This window comes from Desulfuromonas versatilis (assembly GCF_019704135.1).
Lineage (GTDB): Bacteria > Desulfobacterota > Desulfuromonadia > Desulfuromonadales > NIT-T3 > Desulfuromonas_A > Desulfuromonas_A versatilis.
This window is the reverse complement of record NZ_AP024355.1, coordinates 3,930,581-3,948,389: the sequence shown is the minus strand read 5'-3', so window position 1 is coordinate 3,948,389 and position 17,809 is coordinate 3,930,581. Positions and strand designations below refer to the sequence as shown.

General features: G+C 62.3%; 16 protein-coding genes. 13 read left to right on the top strand and 3 right to left on the bottom strand.

The window, feature by feature from the left end:
* Positions 1-94: 94 nt before the first annotated feature.
* On the bottom strand, positions 95-715 hold the full coding sequence (locus tag DESUT3_RS17755) for a helix-turn-helix domain-containing protein (RefSeq protein ID WP_318835954.1): 621 nt from the start codon (positions 713-715) through the stop codon (positions 95-97).
* A gap of 92 nt (positions 716-807) precedes the next feature.
* Here DESUT3_RS17755 and DESUT3_RS17750 point away from each other — a divergent pair, with 92 nt between their 5' ends.
* The 13 genes from DESUT3_RS17750 to DESUT3_RS17690 all read left to right on the top strand — a co-directional run bounded on the left by DESUT3_RS17750 (position 808) and on the right by DESUT3_RS17690 (position 15,289).
* Complete coding sequence (locus tag DESUT3_RS17750; RefSeq protein WP_221249816.1) at positions 808-1,629, top strand: HAD family hydrolase; 822 nt, start codon at positions 808-810, stop codon at positions 1,627-1,629.
* Positions 1,630-1,892: 263 nt separating this feature from the next.
* Positions 1,893-3,314 (top strand): DegQ family serine endoprotease, encoded by a 1,422-nt coding sequence (locus DESUT3_RS17745; protein WP_221249815.1) that lies wholly within the window; start codon positions 1,893-1,895, stop codon positions 3,312-3,314.
* 65 nt (positions 3,315-3,379) lie between these two features.
* Positions 3,380-3,649 (top strand): hypothetical protein, encoded by a 270-nt coding sequence (locus tag DESUT3_RS17740; protein WP_221249814.1) that lies wholly within the window; start codon positions 3,380-3,382, stop codon positions 3,647-3,649.
* Entirely contained in the window at positions 3,650-4,618 is a 969-nt protein-coding gene (locus DESUT3_RS17735) for an RluA family pseudouridine synthase (RefSeq protein WP_221249813.1), read from the top strand.
* 106 nt (positions 4,619-4,724) lie between these two features.
* Positions 4,725-5,516: a peptidoglycan editing factor PgeF gene (gene pgeF, locus DESUT3_RS17730; protein WP_221249812.1), complete on the top strand. Its 792-nt coding sequence runs from the start codon at positions 4,725-4,727 to the stop codon at positions 5,514-5,516.
* An 80-nt stretch (positions 5,517-5,596) separates the two neighbouring features.
* Positions 5,597-5,953: a translation initiation factor gene (locus DESUT3_RS17725; protein WP_221249811.1), complete on the top strand. Its 357-nt coding sequence runs from the start codon at positions 5,597-5,599 to the stop codon at positions 5,951-5,953.
* 75 nt (positions 5,954-6,028) lie between these two features.
* On the top strand, positions 6,029-6,349 hold the full coding sequence (locus DESUT3_RS17720) for a carboxymuconolactone decarboxylase family protein (protein ID WP_221249810.1): 321 nt from the start codon (positions 6,029-6,031) through the stop codon (positions 6,347-6,349).
* A 356-nt stretch (positions 6,350-6,705) separates the two neighbouring features.
* Positions 6,706-9,984, top strand: a complete 3,279-nt coding sequence (locus tag DESUT3_RS17715; protein WP_221249809.1) for a BTAD domain-containing putative transcriptional regulator — start codon at positions 6,706-6,708, stop codon at positions 9,982-9,984.
* 86 nt (positions 9,985-10,070) lie between these two features.
* Positions 10,071-11,330: an OmpP1/FadL family transporter gene (locus DESUT3_RS17710; RefSeq protein WP_221249808.1), complete on the top strand. Its 1,260-nt coding sequence runs from the start codon at positions 10,071-10,073 to the stop codon at positions 11,328-11,330.
* A gap of 227 nt (positions 11,331-11,557) precedes the next feature.
* The gene (locus DESUT3_RS17705) at positions 11,558-12,112 is read left to right on the top strand and encodes a DnaA ATPase domain-containing protein (RefSeq protein ID WP_221249807.1); all 555 of its coding nucleotides are present in this window, start codon (positions 11,558-11,560) and stop codon (positions 12,110-12,112) included.
* Between the two features lie 64 nt (positions 12,113-12,176).
* Complete coding sequence (locus DESUT3_RS17700; protein ID WP_221249806.1) at positions 12,177-12,824, top strand: response regulator; 648 nt, start codon at positions 12,177-12,179, stop codon at positions 12,822-12,824.
* Between the two features lie 283 nt (positions 12,825-13,107).
* Entirely contained in the window at positions 13,108-14,853 is a 1,746-nt protein-coding gene (locus DESUT3_RS17695) for a pre-peptidase C-terminal domain-containing protein (RefSeq protein ID WP_221249805.1), read from the top strand.
* Between the two features lie 328 nt (positions 14,854-15,181).
* On the top strand, positions 15,182-15,289 hold the full coding sequence (locus DESUT3_RS17690; RefSeq protein WP_221249804.1) for an RCKP-type rubredoxin-like domain-containing protein: 108 nt from the start codon (positions 15,182-15,184) through the stop codon (positions 15,287-15,289).
* A 51-nt stretch (positions 15,290-15,340) separates the two neighbouring features.
* On the opposite strand, the gene DESUT3_RS17685 is transcribed toward DESUT3_RS17690, so the two are convergent.
* Both DESUT3_RS17685 and DESUT3_RS17680 read right to left on the bottom strand, forming a co-directional pair.
* Complete coding sequence (locus DESUT3_RS17685; RefSeq protein ID WP_221249803.1) at positions 15,341-16,210, bottom strand: alpha/beta hydrolase; 870 nt, start codon at positions 16,208-16,210, stop codon at positions 15,341-15,343.
* 155 nt (positions 16,211-16,365) lie between these two features.
* A complete protein-coding gene (locus DESUT3_RS17680; protein WP_221249802.1) occupies positions 16,366-17,808 on the bottom strand; it encodes a TrkH family potassium uptake protein in 1,443 nt (480 codons plus the stop codon).
* Between the last annotated feature and the right edge of the window lies 1 nt (position 17,809).

The window sequence follows — 17,809 nt, the reverse complement described above, 5'->3', positions numbered from 1 at the left end:
TTGTCTGCCCCGCCCCGGGGTGCCGGGCCGCCATTCAAGAAATCCTAGAAAAAACCGAACGGATGTCAAGCCGCTGCGGGCGGAGGGAGGGGGCTCAGACCCCCCGGGAGTAGAGAACCGCCACGGCCTTGGCCGGGCCATCTCCCTTGCTGACGTAACCGTGGCGCTCGGAAGAATCGTAGTAGACCGAGTCGCCGGGCTGCAGGGTCATGACCTGGTCGCCGTAGTGGAATTCGAGGGTCCCTTCGAGCAGGAACAGAAACTCTTCGCCGTCGTGGCTTACCTGCAGGTCCTCGCGCCACTGGCGGGCTTCGAACTCGACCAGAAAGGGTTCGAGGTTGCGGTTTTTCTTGCCGAAGGCCAGGGAGTGATAGGCGTAGGGGGGCGGCTCCTCGCCGGGGCCGCTGCGGCGCTGGAACTTGCGGCTCTGGCCGGCGCGCACCAGGATGCACTTCTCGTTGCTCCCTTCCTCCTGGAAGAAGGTCTGCAGCTCGACCTTGAAGGCCTTGGAGATGCGCAGCAGGGTCGCCAGGGGGGGGATCACCTGCTCGTTTTCGATCTGGGACAGCAGGGGCTTGGAGAGTCCGGTGGCGTCGGCAAGAGCCTGCAAGGTCATGCGGCGCTCTTGGCGCAGCCGGCGGATTTTCATCCCGATCTGCAGCTCCTTGACTTCCTCCCGGATGTTTTCCATAGTTACCTCACTGTTTTTTCTCATGTTTTTAACCTGAGACCGGTGCCAAGTCAAGGGCTTTGTGGGGAGGCGGGGCGGTAGATTAACGGTTTTTCCGGCCACGGGGTTGTGGTACTGTGGACGCTGGCGTCGGCGTCGGGCCGGAGCGCAAGGAAGGAACGGACTGGTCGATGAGCATGGAAAATCCCCCGCTGGAGCAGGTCAGGGCCGTACTGTTCGATCTTGACGGAACGCTGCTCGGGGTCGAAATGAGCAAGTTCATCCCCGCCTACCTGGAGGGGCTTTCTGGACATTTCGCGGACCAGGTGGACCGGCGGGCCTTTGCCCGGGTGCTGACCGCCACCACCTTTGCCCTGCTGCGCAGCGACGACGGCAGCCGCAGCAACCAGGAGATGCTCCTCGAGGCGGTGGGCCTGCACCTGGGGATCGGCCGCGCCAAGTGGGAACAGGGGCTGGCGGCGTTTTTTCGGGAGGGGCTGGAGGATCTGGAAAAACTGATTACCAGCCTGCCGCTGGCCCGGGAGATTCTCGAGCGCTGCTTCTCGCGGAATCTGCAGGTGGTGGTCGCCACCAACCCGGTATTTCCAAAGCCTCTGGTGGACGCCCGCCTGCAGTGGGGCAATCTGCACGATTTTCCCTTCGCCCTGGTGACCAGCTACGAAAACTGCCGTTACTGCAAGCCCCACCCCGGCTATTTCCAGGATATTCTGCAGAGCGTCGGGCTGCAGCCGGGCCAGTGCGTGATGGTCGGCAACGATACCGAGCACGACCTGGCGGCCCGCCAGGCCGGGATCCCCACGTTCCTGGTCGACACCTGGCTGGTGGATCGTCAGCAGGGGAGCTTCACCACCGATTACCGGGGTGGGCACGAGGATCTTCTCGAATTCGTCGGCAGGTTGGGCCAGGATCCACCGCCAATTTCGGGATTCGGACCCTGATCCGGGGGCATCTGCTTCGTTGCCTTCACCGCTCTGGTGCTCAACGTAGCTCTGGCTACGCCTGCGCCCAGATCGGCTCTGCGCCTCGCATCTGCCGCCGTCTCAGCGTCCTCGGTCCGCAAAACGGGCGGCGGATCCTGGCCGGGCCTGATCCCCCGCCAGTTTCGGGATTCGGGCCCTGATCCGGGGGAAGGGGCGAAGAATTGACATAAATCCCTTTCTTCGCTAATCTTCCCAGGCTTGCGGTACGAAAGGATATGCTCATGAAACGTTCGGCAATCGGCGCAGTTGCCCTGCTTGCGGCCCTGCTGTTTCTGGCGGGGCTGCCGGGGTGCCGGGAGCAGCGCGAGGCGCGGGTCCCCACCTCGGTGCGCGACGCCAAGGTCAAGCCTCCGGTGGAAAAACCGGCCCCCGAGCTGCTCTCCACCCAGGCCGCCTTTATCGAAGTGTCACAGAAAGTCACCCCCTCGGTGGTCAACATCAGCGCCGAGCGGATGCGCTCTGCAGGCGAACTGGGGCCGCTGTTCGAGAACTTTTTCGGCGATCTGTTCGGCGACCTCCCCCAGGCCCAGCGCAAGGAGCACAGCCTCGGCTCCGGGTTCCTGATCAGCGCGGATGGCTACATCCTGACCAACGAACACGTGGTCAAGGGGGCCGAGCAGATCAAGGTCAAGCTCTCCGACCAGCGGGTCTATGACGGCCAGGTGGTGGGGATCGACCCGCGCACCGACGTGGCCGTGCTGAAAATCGAAACCCGCGAGAAATTGACCGCCGCCGTGCTGGGCGACTCCGAAGCGCTGCAGGTGGGGCAGTGGGCGCTGGCTATCGGCAATCCCTTCGGCCTGGACCGTACGCTTACTGTCGGCGTCATCTCCGCCACCGGGCGCACGGAGATCGGCATCGAGGACTACGAAAACTTCATTCAGACCGACGCCTCCATCAACCCGGGCAACTCGGGGGGGCCGCTGCTCAACATCTATGGCGAGGTGGTGGGGATCAACACCGCCATCGTCGCTTCCGGGCAGGGGATCGGCTTCGCCATCCCGATCAACATGGCCAAGGCCATCGCCGACCAGCTCATCGAAAAAGGGGAGGTGACCCGGGGCTGGCTTGGGGTGAGCATTCAGCCGCTCAACCAGGAACTGGCCGAGTCCTTCGGCCTGGACCAGGTCACCGGGGCCCTGGTCAACCAGGTCCTGCCCGACACCCCGGCCGAGCGGGCGGGGGTGCGCCGGGGAGATATTCTGCTGGGTTTCAACGGCAGGAAGATCCGCGGGGTACGGGATTTGCAGCAGCAGGTTGCCGGGACCCCGGCAGGGGAACAGGTTTCCCTCGAGGTGCTGCGGGACGGCAAGCGGCTGAACCTGCAGGTCGCCCTGGCGGCGCAGCAGGCTCAGGAAGCCGCTCTGGAGGCCGGCGCTGCGCCCCAGGGAGAGGTTTTCGGCCTGAGCGTGGCCCCCGCCGAAGGGAATGAAGGGGTGCTGGTCGAAGCGGTGGACGAAGCGTCCCCGGCTGCCGCGGCCGGTGTCCAGCCCGGCGATCTGATCCTGTCGGTCAATCGCCGGGAAGTCAAGGATTTGGCATCCTTCGATCGGGCCGTCCAGGAGGCGCGGGATGCGAAAAACGTGGTGCTGCTGGTCAGGCGCGCAGAGACCACCCTGTACCTGGCCTTCGCGGCACCCTGAACAGCGAAACCGCCGATTGCAACCGTTGATTGACCAAGCAGTTACACCAGGACATGGGAGGAAACATGGCCAGGCTTGTTGATAACCCGGAGCTCGCCTTTCGACTGGCGCGGGCCATCGTCTCGGACATCGCCCTTTACAACCAGGAAAAGGTCAAGGAAGGGATAAAGAACGACAACATCTTTGACCTGCTTGCCGAGGAACTGGAGGAGGGGCGCGAACATTTCCACAGTCGCACCGCCGCCGAAATGGCCAATCGCGACCACCTTTATGACCGGGCCATCGTCGACGTGATGATCAAACAGGCCGGCAAAATAGAAAGTTCCATCTGGTAAATGGGGCAATCCTACCGGTTTTGTTTTGAACGGGGCCGCCCTGCCGAGCGGCTTGATCGTTATCTTGCCGACTGCCTGCCCGAACTGACCCGCTCCCAGTTGAAGAAGCTTATCGACGAGGGGCGGGTTCTTTTGTCCGGCAGCCCGGTCAAGGCCGGCCTCAAGCTCAAGGGGGGCGAGGTCCTGGAGGTCGCCATCCCCGAGTCCGCGCCCGCCGAGGCGCTGCCGGAGCAGCTGCCCCTGACCATCCTCTACGAAGACCCGCACCTGGTGGTGGTGGACAAGGCCGCCGGGATGGTCGTGCATCCCGCGGCGGGCCACCGGGGAGGAACCCTGGTCAATGCCCTGCTGCACCATTGCCGCGACCTCTCCGGGGTCGGCGGTGAGCTGCGCCCCGGCATCGTCCACCGTCTCGACAAGGACACCTCGGGGGTCATGGTGGCCACCAAGGACGATGCCACCCACAATGCCCTCGCCAGGCAGTTCAAGGTGCACTCCATCTCCCGGCGCTACGTGGCGCTGGTGCACGGGCAGCTGCAGCAGGAGCGGGGGACGGTGGACAAGGCCATCGGCCGCCACCCCAGCGACCGCAAGAAGATGAGCACCCGGGGGCGGGTCGGCCGGCGGGCGGTGACCCACTGGAAAGTGCTGCGGCGTTTCGACGGCGACGGGCTCACCCTGGTGGAGCTGTCCCTGGAGACCGGCCGCACCCACCAGATCCGGGTCCATCTCTCGGAGATGAACCTGCCGATCGTCGGCGACCCGATTTACGGCAACAGCAGCCGGGCCAACGCTCTTCGCGACCCCCAGCTGCGCAAGCTCGTGCTGCGCCTTGAGCGTCAGGCCCTGCATGCCCGCCTGCTGGGCTTCGTGCATCCAGCCACCGGCAGCTACATGGAGTTCGAAAGCTCCCTCCCGGCCGATTTGGCCGAAATCCTTGACTATCTCAACGAAAAGTATAAAGAATAGGCGCGAGGAACGAGGCCAGGATAAAGGCAAAGCCTGATCCCCCGGGATTTTGGCTTTTTCGTTTTTCGTTGTCCTCGCACCTTTTATTCTGAAAACGGAGTTTTCCATGAAAATCGCACGCCAGGGCAAGATCAGCTACCTGCAGCCCTCCTGGGCCCCGGGGGCTTCGATTCATGCCGGTTTCACCACCCGCAACGGCGGGGTGAGCCGCCCCCCCTACAACTCGCTCAACCTCGGCTACAATACCGAGGACCCCCGCCACAACGTCGAGGGCAACCGCTCGTCGCTGGCCCGGGCCTTCGACCTGCAGCCCCACCTGCTGCTGACCGTCAAGCAGGTGCACGGCAACGATATCCTGCTGATCGATGAACCCAACCCGGACCTGTCCCATTTTCTCAACGTCGAGTGCGACGCGGTGGTCACCAATCAGCCGGGGATCATGATCGGCGTCCTGACCGCCGACTGCTATCCGGTGATGCTGTTCGACCCGGTCAACCGTGCCGCCGCCGTGGTGCACGTCGGCTGGCGGGGGGCCGCCAGCGGCATCCTCGGCAAGACCGTCGAGGCCATGGGGAACAACTTCGGCAGCCGTCCGGAACAGGTCCATGCAGCCGTCGGCCCCGGCATCGGCGCCCACAAGTACGAGGTCGATCGCCCGGTGCGCGACGGTTTCCGCAAGGGGACCGGTCACTGGGAGAGGATCGCCAAGGAGGTGGCGCTCGGCAAATGGAACCTCGACCTGCGCAAGAGCGTCTTGCTCCAGCTTCAGGATGCCGGGCTCGACCCGGCCCGCATCGAGGCGGCCGAGGAGTGCACCTGCTGTCACCGCGAGCTGTTTTTCTCTCACCGCCGCGACGGCGGGGTGACCGGCCGCCAACTCGGGTTCCTGATGCTGTAAGGCGCTGCCGGCCGGAAAGGACTTTTCGGCCGGCGGTTTTCAGGATTCAGCATTCAGAAATCAACCCGGAAAAAATTCAGATGGCCGAAAAATCGATCAAGCTGACCGGCGGCAGGGGCTGGGGAGTCACCCGGGAATGCTCCGGGTGCGGGCGTCCCGAAACCGACTGCCGCTGTCCCCAGGCGCCGGCGGAATCGCTGCCGGCCCACAAACAGCTGGCCAGGCTGCGCCTGGAGAAAAGGCGCGGCAAACCGGTAACCGTCGCCGCGGGGTTGGTGATGAGCGAGGCGCAGCTCAAGGCGCTGCTCAAGGAGCTCAAGGCGCGCTGCGGGGCCGGCGGGACGCTCAAGGACGGCGAACTGGAGATCCAGGGCGACCAGCGCGAGACGCTGCGGGCCTTGTTCGAGGGCAAGGGGTTTCGCGTCAAGGGGGGCTGACCGACGCCCTTGACGGCCGGGGAGCCTGGGTTATCCTTGCAGAGTGAAAATCCCTCTACCACCAAGGAGCCGCCCATGTCCTATCTGCCTTCGCCCTACAAGCGTTTTGTCGACCAACACCCGGAACTGGCCAAGGCCTATGAAAAACTGGCCCTGGCCTGCCACAATGCCGGTCCGCTTCCCGAGGCGACCAGACGCCTGGTCAAGTTGGGCATCGCCATCGGCCAGCAGTCCGAAGGAGCGGTTAAATCCCACGCCCGAAGGGCCCTGGAGGAAGGCGCCACGGCCGATGAGGTTCGCCACACGATCCTGCTGGCCCTGACTACTGTCGGTTTTCCCGCCATGATCGCCGCCAGCCAGTGGGTCGAGGAGGTCATCGAGGCCAGGAAATACTGAATTCGAGAAGCCGACATTCCAAGGGGCTGCCCGGCGTTCGCCGGTGCAGCCCCTTTTGTTTTCCGGCGGCCCACCACCGGGGCTTTACCCCGTCCCTCTCCTGCACGAACCTTTGCAATCCATTCCCGCCTCTCGATGCGTTCTTTGCTTCCGGTTTTCCCCTGCCGGAACCGGTGCAGGGAAAGAGGAGGAAAAATGCCCTTTCTGTCAGATTAAAATTGACTCAAGTGGCCAGATCAGTGTAATAAATGACTAACCCCCAACGGATCGGCAAACCTTATCCGCTCCGAAGGCTTTCTGGTCTTTGAACGAATCCGGCGCGGCCGGTATTTGATGAATCGCGAAGAGGGAACAAGATGGAACATTGGTTCGATCGCATTCGTGCCCGAATCCCCAAGAACAAGTTCTACCCTCCCGGCTACGCCACCGGGGCCTGCCTGGTTCGCCAACACCTGCTGAATACCCGCCTCAAGGCTGGTTCAACCTCCCCCAAGCTGATTTATGTCGAAGGACAGGCGGGCCAGGGTAAATCGACCCTGGCCATGCAATACCTGTCCGAATCCACCGCTCCCTATGTCTGGTACCAGTTGGGTCCCGAAGACCAAGACCCCGTGTTTCTGGCCGCCGCCCTGCTGGCCGGGCTGATGGAAAAGCTTCCGGAGTTCAGCTCGCCGCTGCTGGAGCAGATGCTGGCCGCAGGCGAAGCCTCGGCCGCCGAGGCCCCGACCCTGGCCCGGGTTCTGGCCAAGGACCTGGCCGGCAGCCTGAGCGGGGAATTGTCCCTGGTTTTCGACGACCTCCACCTGCTTGGCCAGGCCTCTTTCAGCCTCTGCTTCCTCCAGTCTCTGGCCGAACTGTCCCCCCGAGCCCTGCGGCTGATCATTCTTTCCCGGGAAAAAATCCCCGATGGCTGGGAACCGCTGGTCGACGGAGGCCGGGGCGCGATGATCGGCAACAGCGACCTGGCCCTGGATAAAACGGAAATCGCCAGCCTGTTCAACGAGATTTTTCGGATTCCCCTGTCCCCACAGGAAGTCCAGGACCTGCATGCCGCCACCGAGGGGTGGATCGCCGGCCTGATCCTGGCGGGACACGGCTTCCAGGGAACGGTCTTCCACTACACGACGATCCCGGCGCATCCGCCCCGCTCACTGCTCAAACGGGGGGGGATCCTGGAGTTTTTCAAGACCGAGATTTTCTCCAGGGTCCCGGGCCATCTGCGGCGCACCCTTTATAAGCTCGCTCTGCTCGATGAGATCCCCCTGTCGCTGGCGCGGGAGCTGGCGGAGGTTCCGGATGTCGAGGAGGTCCTGGAAACCCTGCGCCGCCGCAATTTCTTCCTGCGCGGGCTGGACGAGGGAAACCGGGTCCTGGGCTTCCACGCGTTGTTCAGGGAATTTCTCCAGGAACAGGCGGCGGCGGAGCTCTCCGGCGAAGAGCTCAGCGGCGCCCTGTTGCTTGCGGGCCGCCACTACCTCGACCAGGGGGATCCGGTCAAGGCGCTGCGATACGTTCTGCCGGCCGGAGACTTCTCCCTGGCCGAGGCCATCCTGCGGCGAACCGGCATGGCGCTGATGGCGGTCAACCGGGTCATCACCCTCAAGGGGTTTCTCCAGCAGATTCCCGAGCAGGTGGTGTTCCGGCATGCCTGGCTTTCCTTCTATGCCGGCGTGATCTGCATGGACCATGATCCCATGGCTGCCCTGCCGCACCTGGACCGGGCCCGGGAGTGCTTCGCCGATCAGGGCGATGACTTGGGTGAGATGCTCGCCCTGGCGCAGCTGATGCACTACCATGTGTCGATCGATGCCCGGCACAATCTCGGCCGGCCCTACCTGGGGCGGCTCGAGGAGCTGTTCGCGCGTTACCGCGACCGGCTGGACGCTCCGGGGCAGATCCGCATCGCCCAGGCCATTGCCGGCGGCCACTGCTTTTTCGACTACGACATGGGCAGGACCGACACCTACTCGCGGCTGGCCCTGGAACTCTCCGAGCGATTGGGGCTGGACAACCACACCGCCACCACCCGGGCGATCCGCTGCTATCGGCATGCCTTCGTCGGCAATTGGCGCGCCCTGCGCGAAGAGATCGAGCAGGCCCTCCCCTATCTGCTCAACCCCCGGGTAAGCGCCCAGGCCAAGTTGACCACCTCCATGACCCAGGCCAGCTGGCTGATTCTGGAAGGCGATTTCCGCTCTTACCGCCGGGCCAAGGTGCTGCTGCGGGGGGCCCTTGAAAAAAGCCTGGTGGCCCAGAGCGTCGCAACGCCCTTCCTGCTCATCTACGATGCCTACCTCGCCCTGGCCCAGGGGGATCTGCAGCAGTTAAGGAGGCTCGCCGAAGATGGGCTCGCCCTCGAGGGTGTCGGCGCAAGCCCTCATCACCGCAGTCAGTTTCTGCATTTCGAGGCCCTGGCCCGCGCCTGGGACGGTGACGGCGAGGGCGCGCTGCGGGCCTCGGAGCTATCCCGGCGATTGCGTATCGAGGTTGGCCCCGGGCGCTTCGACGCCCTCAACCAGATGGTCCTGGGCGCGGCCTTCACCCGCCTGCAGCGCCCTGACGAAGCACATGCCATGCTTGAGCGGGCCTGCGAGGTCGCCCAGGCCTACGCGGATGAGCATCTGCTGAGTGGCGCCCTGCTGCACCGGGCCTACCTGCGGATGCAACTCGGGGAGACCGGGCCTGCCCGCGAGGACCTGGCCCGCGGCCTGGCGCTCATGAAGAAAAACGGCTATGTCTATTTTTTCGGCTGGATTCCCGAGGTGATGCAGGCGCTGCTGCAGGAGGCCGCGCGCTCGGGGATCGAGGCCGAGTTCGCCAGGGACTTGGCCGCAGAGCGCCTCGATACCGCCCTGCTCAACGACGGGGGCTGCATTCCGTTACTGGAGATTCGCGCCTTCGGGGGGCTGAACCTGGCCCTGGGGGGCGAGACCCGGGTCCGGGAGACCGACCTCAGCCCGGCCCAGCGCCAGCTGCTGGCGTTGGTGATTTCCGCGCCCGGCCGGCGCATCGCCCAGGAACAGCTGCAGTTGCTGTTGTGGCCGGACAGCTCCGCGGAAAAATCCCGCTCCACCTTCGATACGCTGCTTTCACGCCTGCGCAAGACCCTCGAGCCCCTGCTCCATCCCGTCCCGGTGAAGCATTATCTCAGCCTGCAGAAGGGAATTCTCTGCCTGGAAAACTGCCGGGTCGATGCCGAAGCATTCGTGGCCGCCGCCAGGGGCGGGCTGCGCCATGCCCAGCGAGAAGCGCCCTGGCAGGGCGCCATCGCTCTGGACCTTGCGGTGGAGCTCTGGAGAGGACCCTACCTGGGCGGGCTGGCGGTGGACGAGTCGGTGGACCGGCTGCGTGCCGAACTGGAGGGGCTGTACTTCAAGGTCGTCGGCCTTTGGGCGCGGCTGCGGGCGGGAGCCGGCCTCGTCTCCGAGGCCATCGAGGTGGCCAGCGCCGCCCTGAAGCTCGACCCCACCAACCATTCGCTGGTGCAGCTTCTCTACGGGCTGTACACCCAGGCGGGCAACCCCGTGGAGGCCGGCAAGGTCCTCAAGGCCTACCGCGAGCAATTGGAGCGGGAGGAATATTCTCCCGCGGAGATCGGCCAGGCGCTGGAGTCCCTCTGGGCGCCGGCCCCCTGAGCGGTTTTGTCGGGTGCATTCGCGCCGGGGTGGAATCATCCCGGCCTTCTTTTTTTATTTAATACAACTGGAGGGTCGCTTTTTTCATGAACTGGTCAATGCAGTTTCCGGGCAACGTTTGCCGAATCATCACCTTTTTGCTCCCGCTGGTCCTTTGGGGGACCTCAGCCTTCGGCTCCGGCTACGCGGTCTATACCCAGGGCGCCGGGGCTTTGGCCCAGGGCAATGCGGTTGTCGCCCACCTCGACGACCCCTCGGCCATATTCTTCAATCCGGCCCTGATCGGCAAGCTGCCCGGGACCCAGTTCCAGGCCGGCACCACGCTGATCCATGCCTCGCGCAAGTTCGAAAGCGACCTTTCGGGGAGCACCTTCGAGGGGGAAGGGGACAATCATTTTCCCAGCACCCTGTATGTCACCCATCGCTTCAACCCCCGGCTCTCGGCGGGCCTGGGGGTTTTCTCCCCCTTCGGGCTCGGTACCCGCTGGGACGAGGACTGGGAAGGCCGGTACATCGCCACCAGCTCGGAGCTGACCACCTTCAACATCAACCCCGTTGTTTGCTGGCAGGCCCTGCCCGGGCTCTCTCTGGCCGGCGGGGTCGACCTGCTGCTGCTCGACGCCACCTTGAAGAAAAAGCTCGCGCTCTCGCCCCTGCCCGATGGGGAGCAGAGGTTTCGCGGCGACGGCGAAGGGCTCGGCTACAACCTCGGCCTGCTGCTTGATCTGGGGGAGAGCCTGGCGTTGGGGCTGCACTACCGCAGCGAGATCGACATCGATATCGAAGGTGAGGCCCGCTTTTCGCTGCCTGCCGGTACGCCGCCCGTCATCAGCGCCATGCTGCAGAACACCGACGGCGAAACCCGCATCACCCTGCCCCGCCAGGCCCAGGCCGGGCTGGCATTCAAGGGGGTACCCCGGCTGCTGGTGGAAGTCGGGGCCCGCTGGGAGGATTGGTCGGACTTCGAGCGGCTGCGGATCGACCTCGATTCCGGGCTGTCCACGACCACCGAACGGGACTGGAAGGACGTGTTCGGCTACCACCTGGGTGGGCGCTACCAGCTGTCCGAGGACCTGGGGCTGCTGGCAGGCTATCTCTACGACGGCACCCCCGCGCCGGACCGGACCTTCGACCCCTCCATCCCCACCGCGAAATCCCAGATGGTGTCCGTCGGAGTCGATCTGGACCGGGAGCGCTACCGGGTGCAGCTGGGCTATGCCTTCCAGAAATACCGGGACCGCGACAAGGACAATGCCGTCGGGGCCGCCGAAGGGGGCGCGGCCAACGGCACCTATCGAACCGAGATCCACATGGTCGGGCTGAGCCTGACCTGGCGGCTGTTGTAGGCAGCATCCAACCTCGCATTCTGCCCTTTTCCAGCCAGGCCGTCCCGGAATCCCCGGGGCGGCCGTTTTTTTTATTGGGTAAAAATAATATTGCATGGCATCGGCTGTAAGAAATTTGTGAGCAGGCAAATCGTATATTCCCATCATTAAATCTCGGAGCCGAACAGGCCGAGGCTGGGCGCCAGCCCGCCACCCTGAAATCGGATGCCTTTGGCAATGGTGGGACAATGTTCACTATGACTGAAGAACGGGAAATTCATCCTTTTTGCTCTCAGCTTCTTGAACAGCTACTCAGTTCCCCGGCGAATCTTCCGGCCTTCGCAGCCGTTCAGGTTGTTGCCCTCAAGCCGGCCCGGATCGGCAACCCGCTGTTGATTCAGGGACCGAAAGGCAGCGGAAAAACCCGATTGCTGCACTATTTTCATCGCGAGCTTCGCAGGTGCCACCCAACTGCCAGAATCTTCCCTCTGCCTGCCGCTGCCTTTTTCGAGCCCGGCGGTGAGTTGCTCAAGGTGTGGAAACAAGCGCTCCTCAATGAACCTCCCTCCGGAGTCTGGGCGGTACTTATTGACGGCATCGAGGTTCTCGACAACCAACGGGAAGCCTTCGAGTTTCTGGCTCGTTTCGTGGCCTACTGCATTCAGGCGGGAGGCCAGGTTGTCCTTACCGGTTCGCTGGACGAGTTGGACGTGAATGAGGCAACCGACCGAATCCAGCTCAGTTGCTCCAGGATGCTCCGTGTGGACCTTGGGGTGGATTCTGGGTCGATGGTAAAAAACTGACAAGAAAGCCCGTGGTCGGTGGGAAGTTGGTCGGGTTGTTTATTAGGCGGGAGAACTGGCGCCCTTGAGCATAGGCATTTTGTACGTGGAAGATCATGAAGTGTTCCATGACTGCATGCGTCATTTCTTCGATTCCCAGACAGAAATGAAGATCCTTGCCGTGGCCAACAACGGCCGTACTGCCGTCAAACTGGCCAGAGATCTGAGCCCCGATGTCATTATCATGGATATCATGATTCCGGCCCTCAACGGCATCGAAGCCACCAGGCAGATCGTGCAGGAGAACCCCAAGGTGCGGGTCATCGGGCTTTCGGTGGTTTCGGACGGCAGACGGGTGATGGAGATGTTCCGTGCCGGGGCGCGGGGGTACGTCTCCAAGGAGTGTGCTTTTTCCGAGCTGGTGCATGCGATCCAGGTGGTCATGGCGGGGAAAATGTACCTGAGCCCCAGCGTCACCGACCTGGTGGTGGATGACTACCTGAACCATACGCCTGCGGAATCGGTGGCCGGACTGGATCTGCTCAGCGCCAGGGAAAAGGAGATTCTTCACCTGGTTGCCGAGGGAAAAACCAGCAAGGACATTGCCGACGAACTCCACCTGGCCCCCAAAACCATCGAAACCCACCGTGCCAGCATCATGAAAAAGCTGAACCTGAACAGTATCGCCGACTTGATAAAATTCGCGATCCGGGAAGGCCTGATCGATCTGTGAAAAGCGTTGGGGGGGGGAGGGGCGCGGCCAGGTGATTTTCAGGGTTTTCCCGGTGAAAAATCAGGGTATGTACGGATTGTTATTTGTGTTTCATTTCCATAGGGTTATGCGGAGTCTCAATACCTTCTTCGATATGAGCAACCTCAGAGCAATTAGGACAATTACGGCAACTAATAAACAATTGGACCATTCAAGACTGAAAGTTTGCGCTTAGGAGTGCAAAGAGTGCCGCCGCAATTGGGATGTCATTAAGGCCATTTGGCCCAAAAAATGGAGGTGGAAAATGAAAATGATGAAAAAAAAGGGTTGCTTGCGCTGGATTTCCGTTACCGTTCTCTACTTTTTTGTTTCATTCAGCGTGCTTCCGCTTGTTGGATGCTCGGGAGGAGGTGGAGGACACGACCAACCAGCAACCTCGAATGAGCTTGGGAACAACGAACCCTTCACTCTTCCCGGAGATGGAATGGCAGATGGCGGAGCCATGACCCTTTCCAACTATGTTGGCGAAGCTGGGGTCTCTCCGACCGAAAGTGATGGCACAGCGGTGATTTCAAGCACTCAGCTTCGCGATGACATCACGGTGAAGGTCGTCGATGAAGTTACCGGCCAGGTTCTGCCCAACATCAATGTCCAGTGGATGGCGCATCAGGGGATGCTCAAGGTGGTGACCTCCGATCCCTCCGGACAATGGGCGCCGACCATGTACCAGGGCGACCCCACATCCCCGACCACGGCTTCGGTTCAGTCAACCGGCGGAGCCCCCTATCGGGTGCAGCCTCAGGTGCTGCTGACCGGTACGCTGCTTTTAATTACCGTGGTATCCATTACCTTGGCCGAACTTGATTACATCACCGATGTCTACCAGATGAACAGGTACCACATCACCAACGCTGCCAGTGTTTCCCCGGGCTATGGGGTGTTTCGCTCAACCGTTGGTGAATTGGCAGATTACATGTCGGCCTATTACAGTGGAAAAAGCGCCACCATCTCCCTTGCCCTGAACTATATAACTGCCGGCATTCCCTTTCCTACCGACGGATGGTCGGCTTTTGGGATGGTTATCAACGAAAGCTCATCTGCCATAATCGGGATGCTTTTGAATGAATTGGCAAGTGTTAGCTCAGCATCCCTCTACGGGGACAACATCACCGAAAATACCGAGATATGGGTGGTCATTGAAAATTGGGATTCGGTAGGCAACGATTTCCTGTATGACGTCGATATCAAGATTCTCCCCTTGAGTTGGGATGACCAATACGAAGACAATAACTCGTTGGCGGCGGCCAAGACCCTCCGCACAACCTCGGAAAACAATCTGGTTGTCTACCAGCAGAACCCTGACTTCTACCGTTATTACCTGAACCCCGGTGACAGTCTGAATGTCGAGGTTAGCTTCCTAAATGCCAAGGGTAATATCGATCTCAACCTCTACGGGCCCGACCAGACCCTCATCGACCAGTCCACCGGTACGGGCAACACCGAGGCGGTGGGAGCCACCAACGCCACGGCGGGATGGTATTACCTGGAGGTCAGCAACACAGGCGGCCAGTGGGACGGCAACATGTACAACATCAGTTCTTCAAGCGTCGGGGGGGAGGCCATCACCAACCGGGGAGACATGCGGTTCGTCCTTACCTGGGGGGAATCACCGAGGGACCTGGACAGCCACATGGTGACGCCTTCGATCGAGGGGCTTTCGCATCACATTTATTTCGGCAACCAGCTGGATCCCGAGGTTTCCCCGTTCGTGGGCCTGGACGTAGACGATACCTCAGGGTTTGGTCCCGAAACCATAACCGTTAAGGAATTCTTCCCGGGGACCTACAAATACTCCGTTCACAACTTCAGCGGCAGCCCCGATATTGTCAACTCCCAGGCCAAGGTGTCCATCTTTGACAACCTTGGGCTAGTTGAAGAACTTGATATCCCCACTACGGGCTCAGGTCTTTGGTGGAATGTCCTGGAAGTGGATGGCAGCACTCGGAACCTGACGATAATTAATCAGATCAGCAACACTTCGCTTAATTGACCTTTGGCTTGAACAGGGGGCAATCCATGAAATGGTTTGCCCCCTGTTTTAACTTCCGCACCTTCAACTTGAGTGAAAATGGGAGGGCATGACCTGTCGAAACTGTGGTTATCTCTTTTTGCGGGGGGCGTGTTCTTTTTTTCAGGTTGCGCGGTCAGCCAACCACAGATGGCCGATTTCGAAAAATCTATCGACACAGTGGCCGTGGTCTCCCTCGGCGTCAACAGATAATTTCGTTCATTTAAGAGTTGACATCTCTAACCGCTCCGCTAAAATAAGGACCAATTTGGTATTAAATTAAACCCGAGCGCGAAAGGAGACTTGGCCAATGGCTACCTGGAATTGCGAAAAGTGCGGTCATGAGAAGGAAGGGCGCTGCAAGCCCAAGAAATGCCCCACCTGTAACGAGCAGACCAACTTCGTCAAAAAGGGGTAATCCCCCCATCACATAGACTCTCTCTTCTCTCCGACAACAAGGGGAAGGCGCTCAGCCTTCCCCTTGCTGTTTTTCGGGAGGGGGAAAATGCCGCTGGAGAAATTCCCGCCACTGCTGCCAGTAGGCCTCGCCGCCGGCCTCGTAGGTGTCGTTGTGGCCGGCGCCGCGGATCAGGTGGAAGGTCTTGGGCTGATTGGCTCTCTCGAACAGGCCGCGGGCCATTTTTTCGGGGACGATGTGGTCGCGGTCGCCCTGGAACATCAACAGGGGGACGTGGATTCTGGCCAGCTTGTTGAAGCTGTCGTAGCGGGCGTCGAGGGCCCAGCCGAGCAGCAGGTAGAGGATGGGGTTGTGGCGCCAGCCCATGGCGGCGATGGAGGGGAAGGGGGTCTCGAGCACCAGCGCCCCCGGGGGCTGCTCCAGGGCGAGCTGCACGGCGACCCCGGCGCCGAGGGAGCGGCCGAAGTAGATCATCCGCTGCGGCTGCCAGCCGCGCTGCTGCAGCCAGGCCAGGGCCCCGCGGGCGTCGGCGTAGGTTCCCTCCTCGCTGGCCTTGCCGCTGCTTTTGCCGTAACCCCGGTAGTCGAAGATGAACACCGAAAGGCCGAGCAGGCGGTGAAACAGGCGAAGATTGTCCAGCCGGTGGGAGATGTTGCCGGCGTTGCCGTGGCAGAACAGCACCAGCGGCCTTTCGGGGTCACCCGGGACCAGCCAGCCGTGGATCGTTTCGCCGTCGGCCGTGGGGTAGAAAACCTCCTCGAAGGGCAGGTCGTAGAGGGCCGGGGTGGCGACCAGGTGGGCTTCGGGAAAAAAGACGAACTGATGGTCCATGGCGGCCAGGGCAGGTTGTGGGGCCAACGCTGCGGTGCCGAGGATCAGCAGGGCGAACGCCAGCGCGAGAGGGGGCAGGAGTCGGTTCATATCCCCCATTATACCTTCACCCAATTCGCACTGCCCGCCCGCCAACCGTAGGGGCAGACCTGCGTGTCTGCCCTGGGTTTGGGTGTCTGCCCGGGACCTGCTTACCTACCAGGAGGCGTGTCTAAACCTGCCAGGGCGAATACATAGGTTCGCCCCTACTTGCGCCAGAAGGTCGGGAAGAACAGCACCAGCACGGTGAACAGTTCGAGGCGGCCGAGCAGCATGCAGAAGGTCAGCACCAGCTTGCCCAGGGCAGGCACGTGGGCGAAGTTGTCCACCGGACCTACCGAGCCTAACCCGGGGCCGATGTTGCTCAGGGTGGCGATGACCGAGGCGCCGGCCGAGACCAGGTCCATGCCGAGGGCGGCCATCAGGAAGCTGGCGGTGACGAAGACCCCCATGTAAAGGGCGAAGAAGCCGAGGATCGACTGCATGACCTCCTTGTCGACGGGGGTCTCGCCGAGCTTGACTAGGCGCACCGCGCGGGGGTGGATCAGCCGGTAGAGCTGGACGTGGGCGTGCTTGAACAGCAGCAGGATGCGCGCCACCTTCATGCCGCCGCCGGTGGAGCCGGCGCAGCCGCCGATGAACATGAGGAAGATCAGCACGTACTGGGCGAGCACCGGCCAAGCCTCGTAATCGGCGGTGCCGAAACCGGTGGTGGTGAGGATGGAGGAGGCCTGGAAGGCGCTGAAGCGCAGGTTGTCGGCCAGGCTCTGGTAGACCGTCCCCTGGTTGAGCCAGACCAGCACCACCGTGGCGCCCAGGGTGATGGCCAGGTAGAAGACGAACTCCTCGTTGCGCCAGTACTCGCGCAGCCGCCCGCGCAGGGCCTGGTAGTGCAGGGAGAAGTTGACCCCGGCAAGAAACATGAACAGGGTGATCACCCAGTCGATGTAAGCGCTGTCGTAGGCGCCCACCGAGGCGTTCTTGGTGGAGAAGCCGCCGGTGGCCAGGGTGGCGAAGGCGTGGCAGAGGGCGTCGAAGAAGCTCATGCCGCCGGCCATCAGCAGGGCGGTTTCGGCGCCGGTCAGCAGCACGTAGACCCCCCAGAGCAGCTTGGCGGTGTCCTGGATGCGCGGCTTCAGGCGGTCGGCAGTGGGGCCGGGGACTTCGGCCTTGAACAGCTGCATGCCGCCGACCCCGAGCATCGGCAGGATGGCCAGCGACAGTACGATGATCCCCATCCCGCCCAGCCAGTGGGTCAGCGCCCGCCACAGCAGGATGCTTTCGGGGAGGCCCTCGATCTGGGTGAGGATGGTCGAGCCGGTGGTGGTGAAACCGCTCATGGTCTCGAACACGGCGTCGACAAAGGAGGGGATGGCCCCGGAAAAGAGAAAGGGGAGCGCACCGAACAGGGCGAACACGGTCCAACCGAAGGTGACCACCGCGAACCCTTCGCGCACCGAAATGTCCCTGACGCTGCGGCAGGTCTTGAACAGCACCGCGCCGACGATGACCGATACCGCGGCCGCCAGCAGAAAAGCCCAGGCCGCGCCGTCGCCGTAGTACAGGGAGAAGGGGATCGGCACCAGCAGGGCGGCGGCCAGAAACAGCAGCAGTGCGCCCAGGATCCGCAGGGTGGTCAGGGCGTTCATG

Coding starts and splice junctions, on each gene's coding strand:
- DESUT3_RS17755 (WP_318835954.1), bottom strand. CDS start 715: ATGAGAAAAAACAGTGAGGTAACTATGGAAAACATCCGGGAGGAAGTC.
- DESUT3_RS17745 (WP_221249815.1), top strand. CDS start 1,893: ATGAAACGTTCGGCAATCGGCGCAGTTGCCCTGCTTGCGGCCCTGCTG.
- DESUT3_RS17740 (WP_221249814.1), top strand. CDS start 3,380: ATGGCCAGGCTTGTTGATAACCCGGAGCTCGCCTTTCGACTGGCGCGG.
- DESUT3_RS17735 (WP_221249813.1), top strand. CDS start 3,650: ATGGGGCAATCCTACCGGTTTTGTTTTGAACGGGGCCGCCCTGCCGAG.
- pgeF (WP_221249812.1), top strand. CDS start 4,725: ATGAAAATCGCACGCCAGGGCAAGATCAGCTACCTGCAGCCCTCCTGG.
- DESUT3_RS17725 (WP_221249811.1), top strand. CDS start 5,597: ATGGCCGAAAAATCGATCAAGCTGACCGGCGGCAGGGGCTGGGGAGTC.
- DESUT3_RS17720 (WP_221249810.1), top strand. CDS start 6,029: ATGTCCTATCTGCCTTCGCCCTACAAGCGTTTTGTCGACCAACACCCG.
- DESUT3_RS17715 (WP_221249809.1), top strand. CDS start 6,706: ATGGAACATTGGTTCGATCGCATTCGTGCCCGAATCCCCAAGAACAAG.
- DESUT3_RS17710 (WP_221249808.1), top strand. CDS start 10,071: ATGAACTGGTCAATGCAGTTTCCGGGCAACGTTTGCCGAATCATCACC.
- DESUT3_RS17705 (WP_221249807.1), top strand. CDS start 11,558: ATGTTCACTATGACTGAAGAACGGGAAATTCATCCTTTTTGCTCTCAG.
- DESUT3_RS17695 (WP_221249805.1), top strand. CDS start 13,108: ATGAAAATGATGAAAAAAAAGGGTTGCTTGCGCTGGATTTCCGTTACC.
- DESUT3_RS17690 (WP_221249804.1), top strand. CDS start 15,182: ATGGCTACCTGGAATTGCGAAAAGTGCGGTCATGAGAAGGAAGGGCGC.
- DESUT3_RS17685 (WP_221249803.1), bottom strand. CDS start 16,210: ATGAACCGACTCCTGCCCCCTCTCGCGCTGGCGTTCGCCCTGCTGATC.
- DESUT3_RS17680 (WP_221249802.1), bottom strand. CDS start 17,808: ATGAACGCCCTGACCACCCTGCGGATCCTGGGCGCACTGCTGCTGTTT.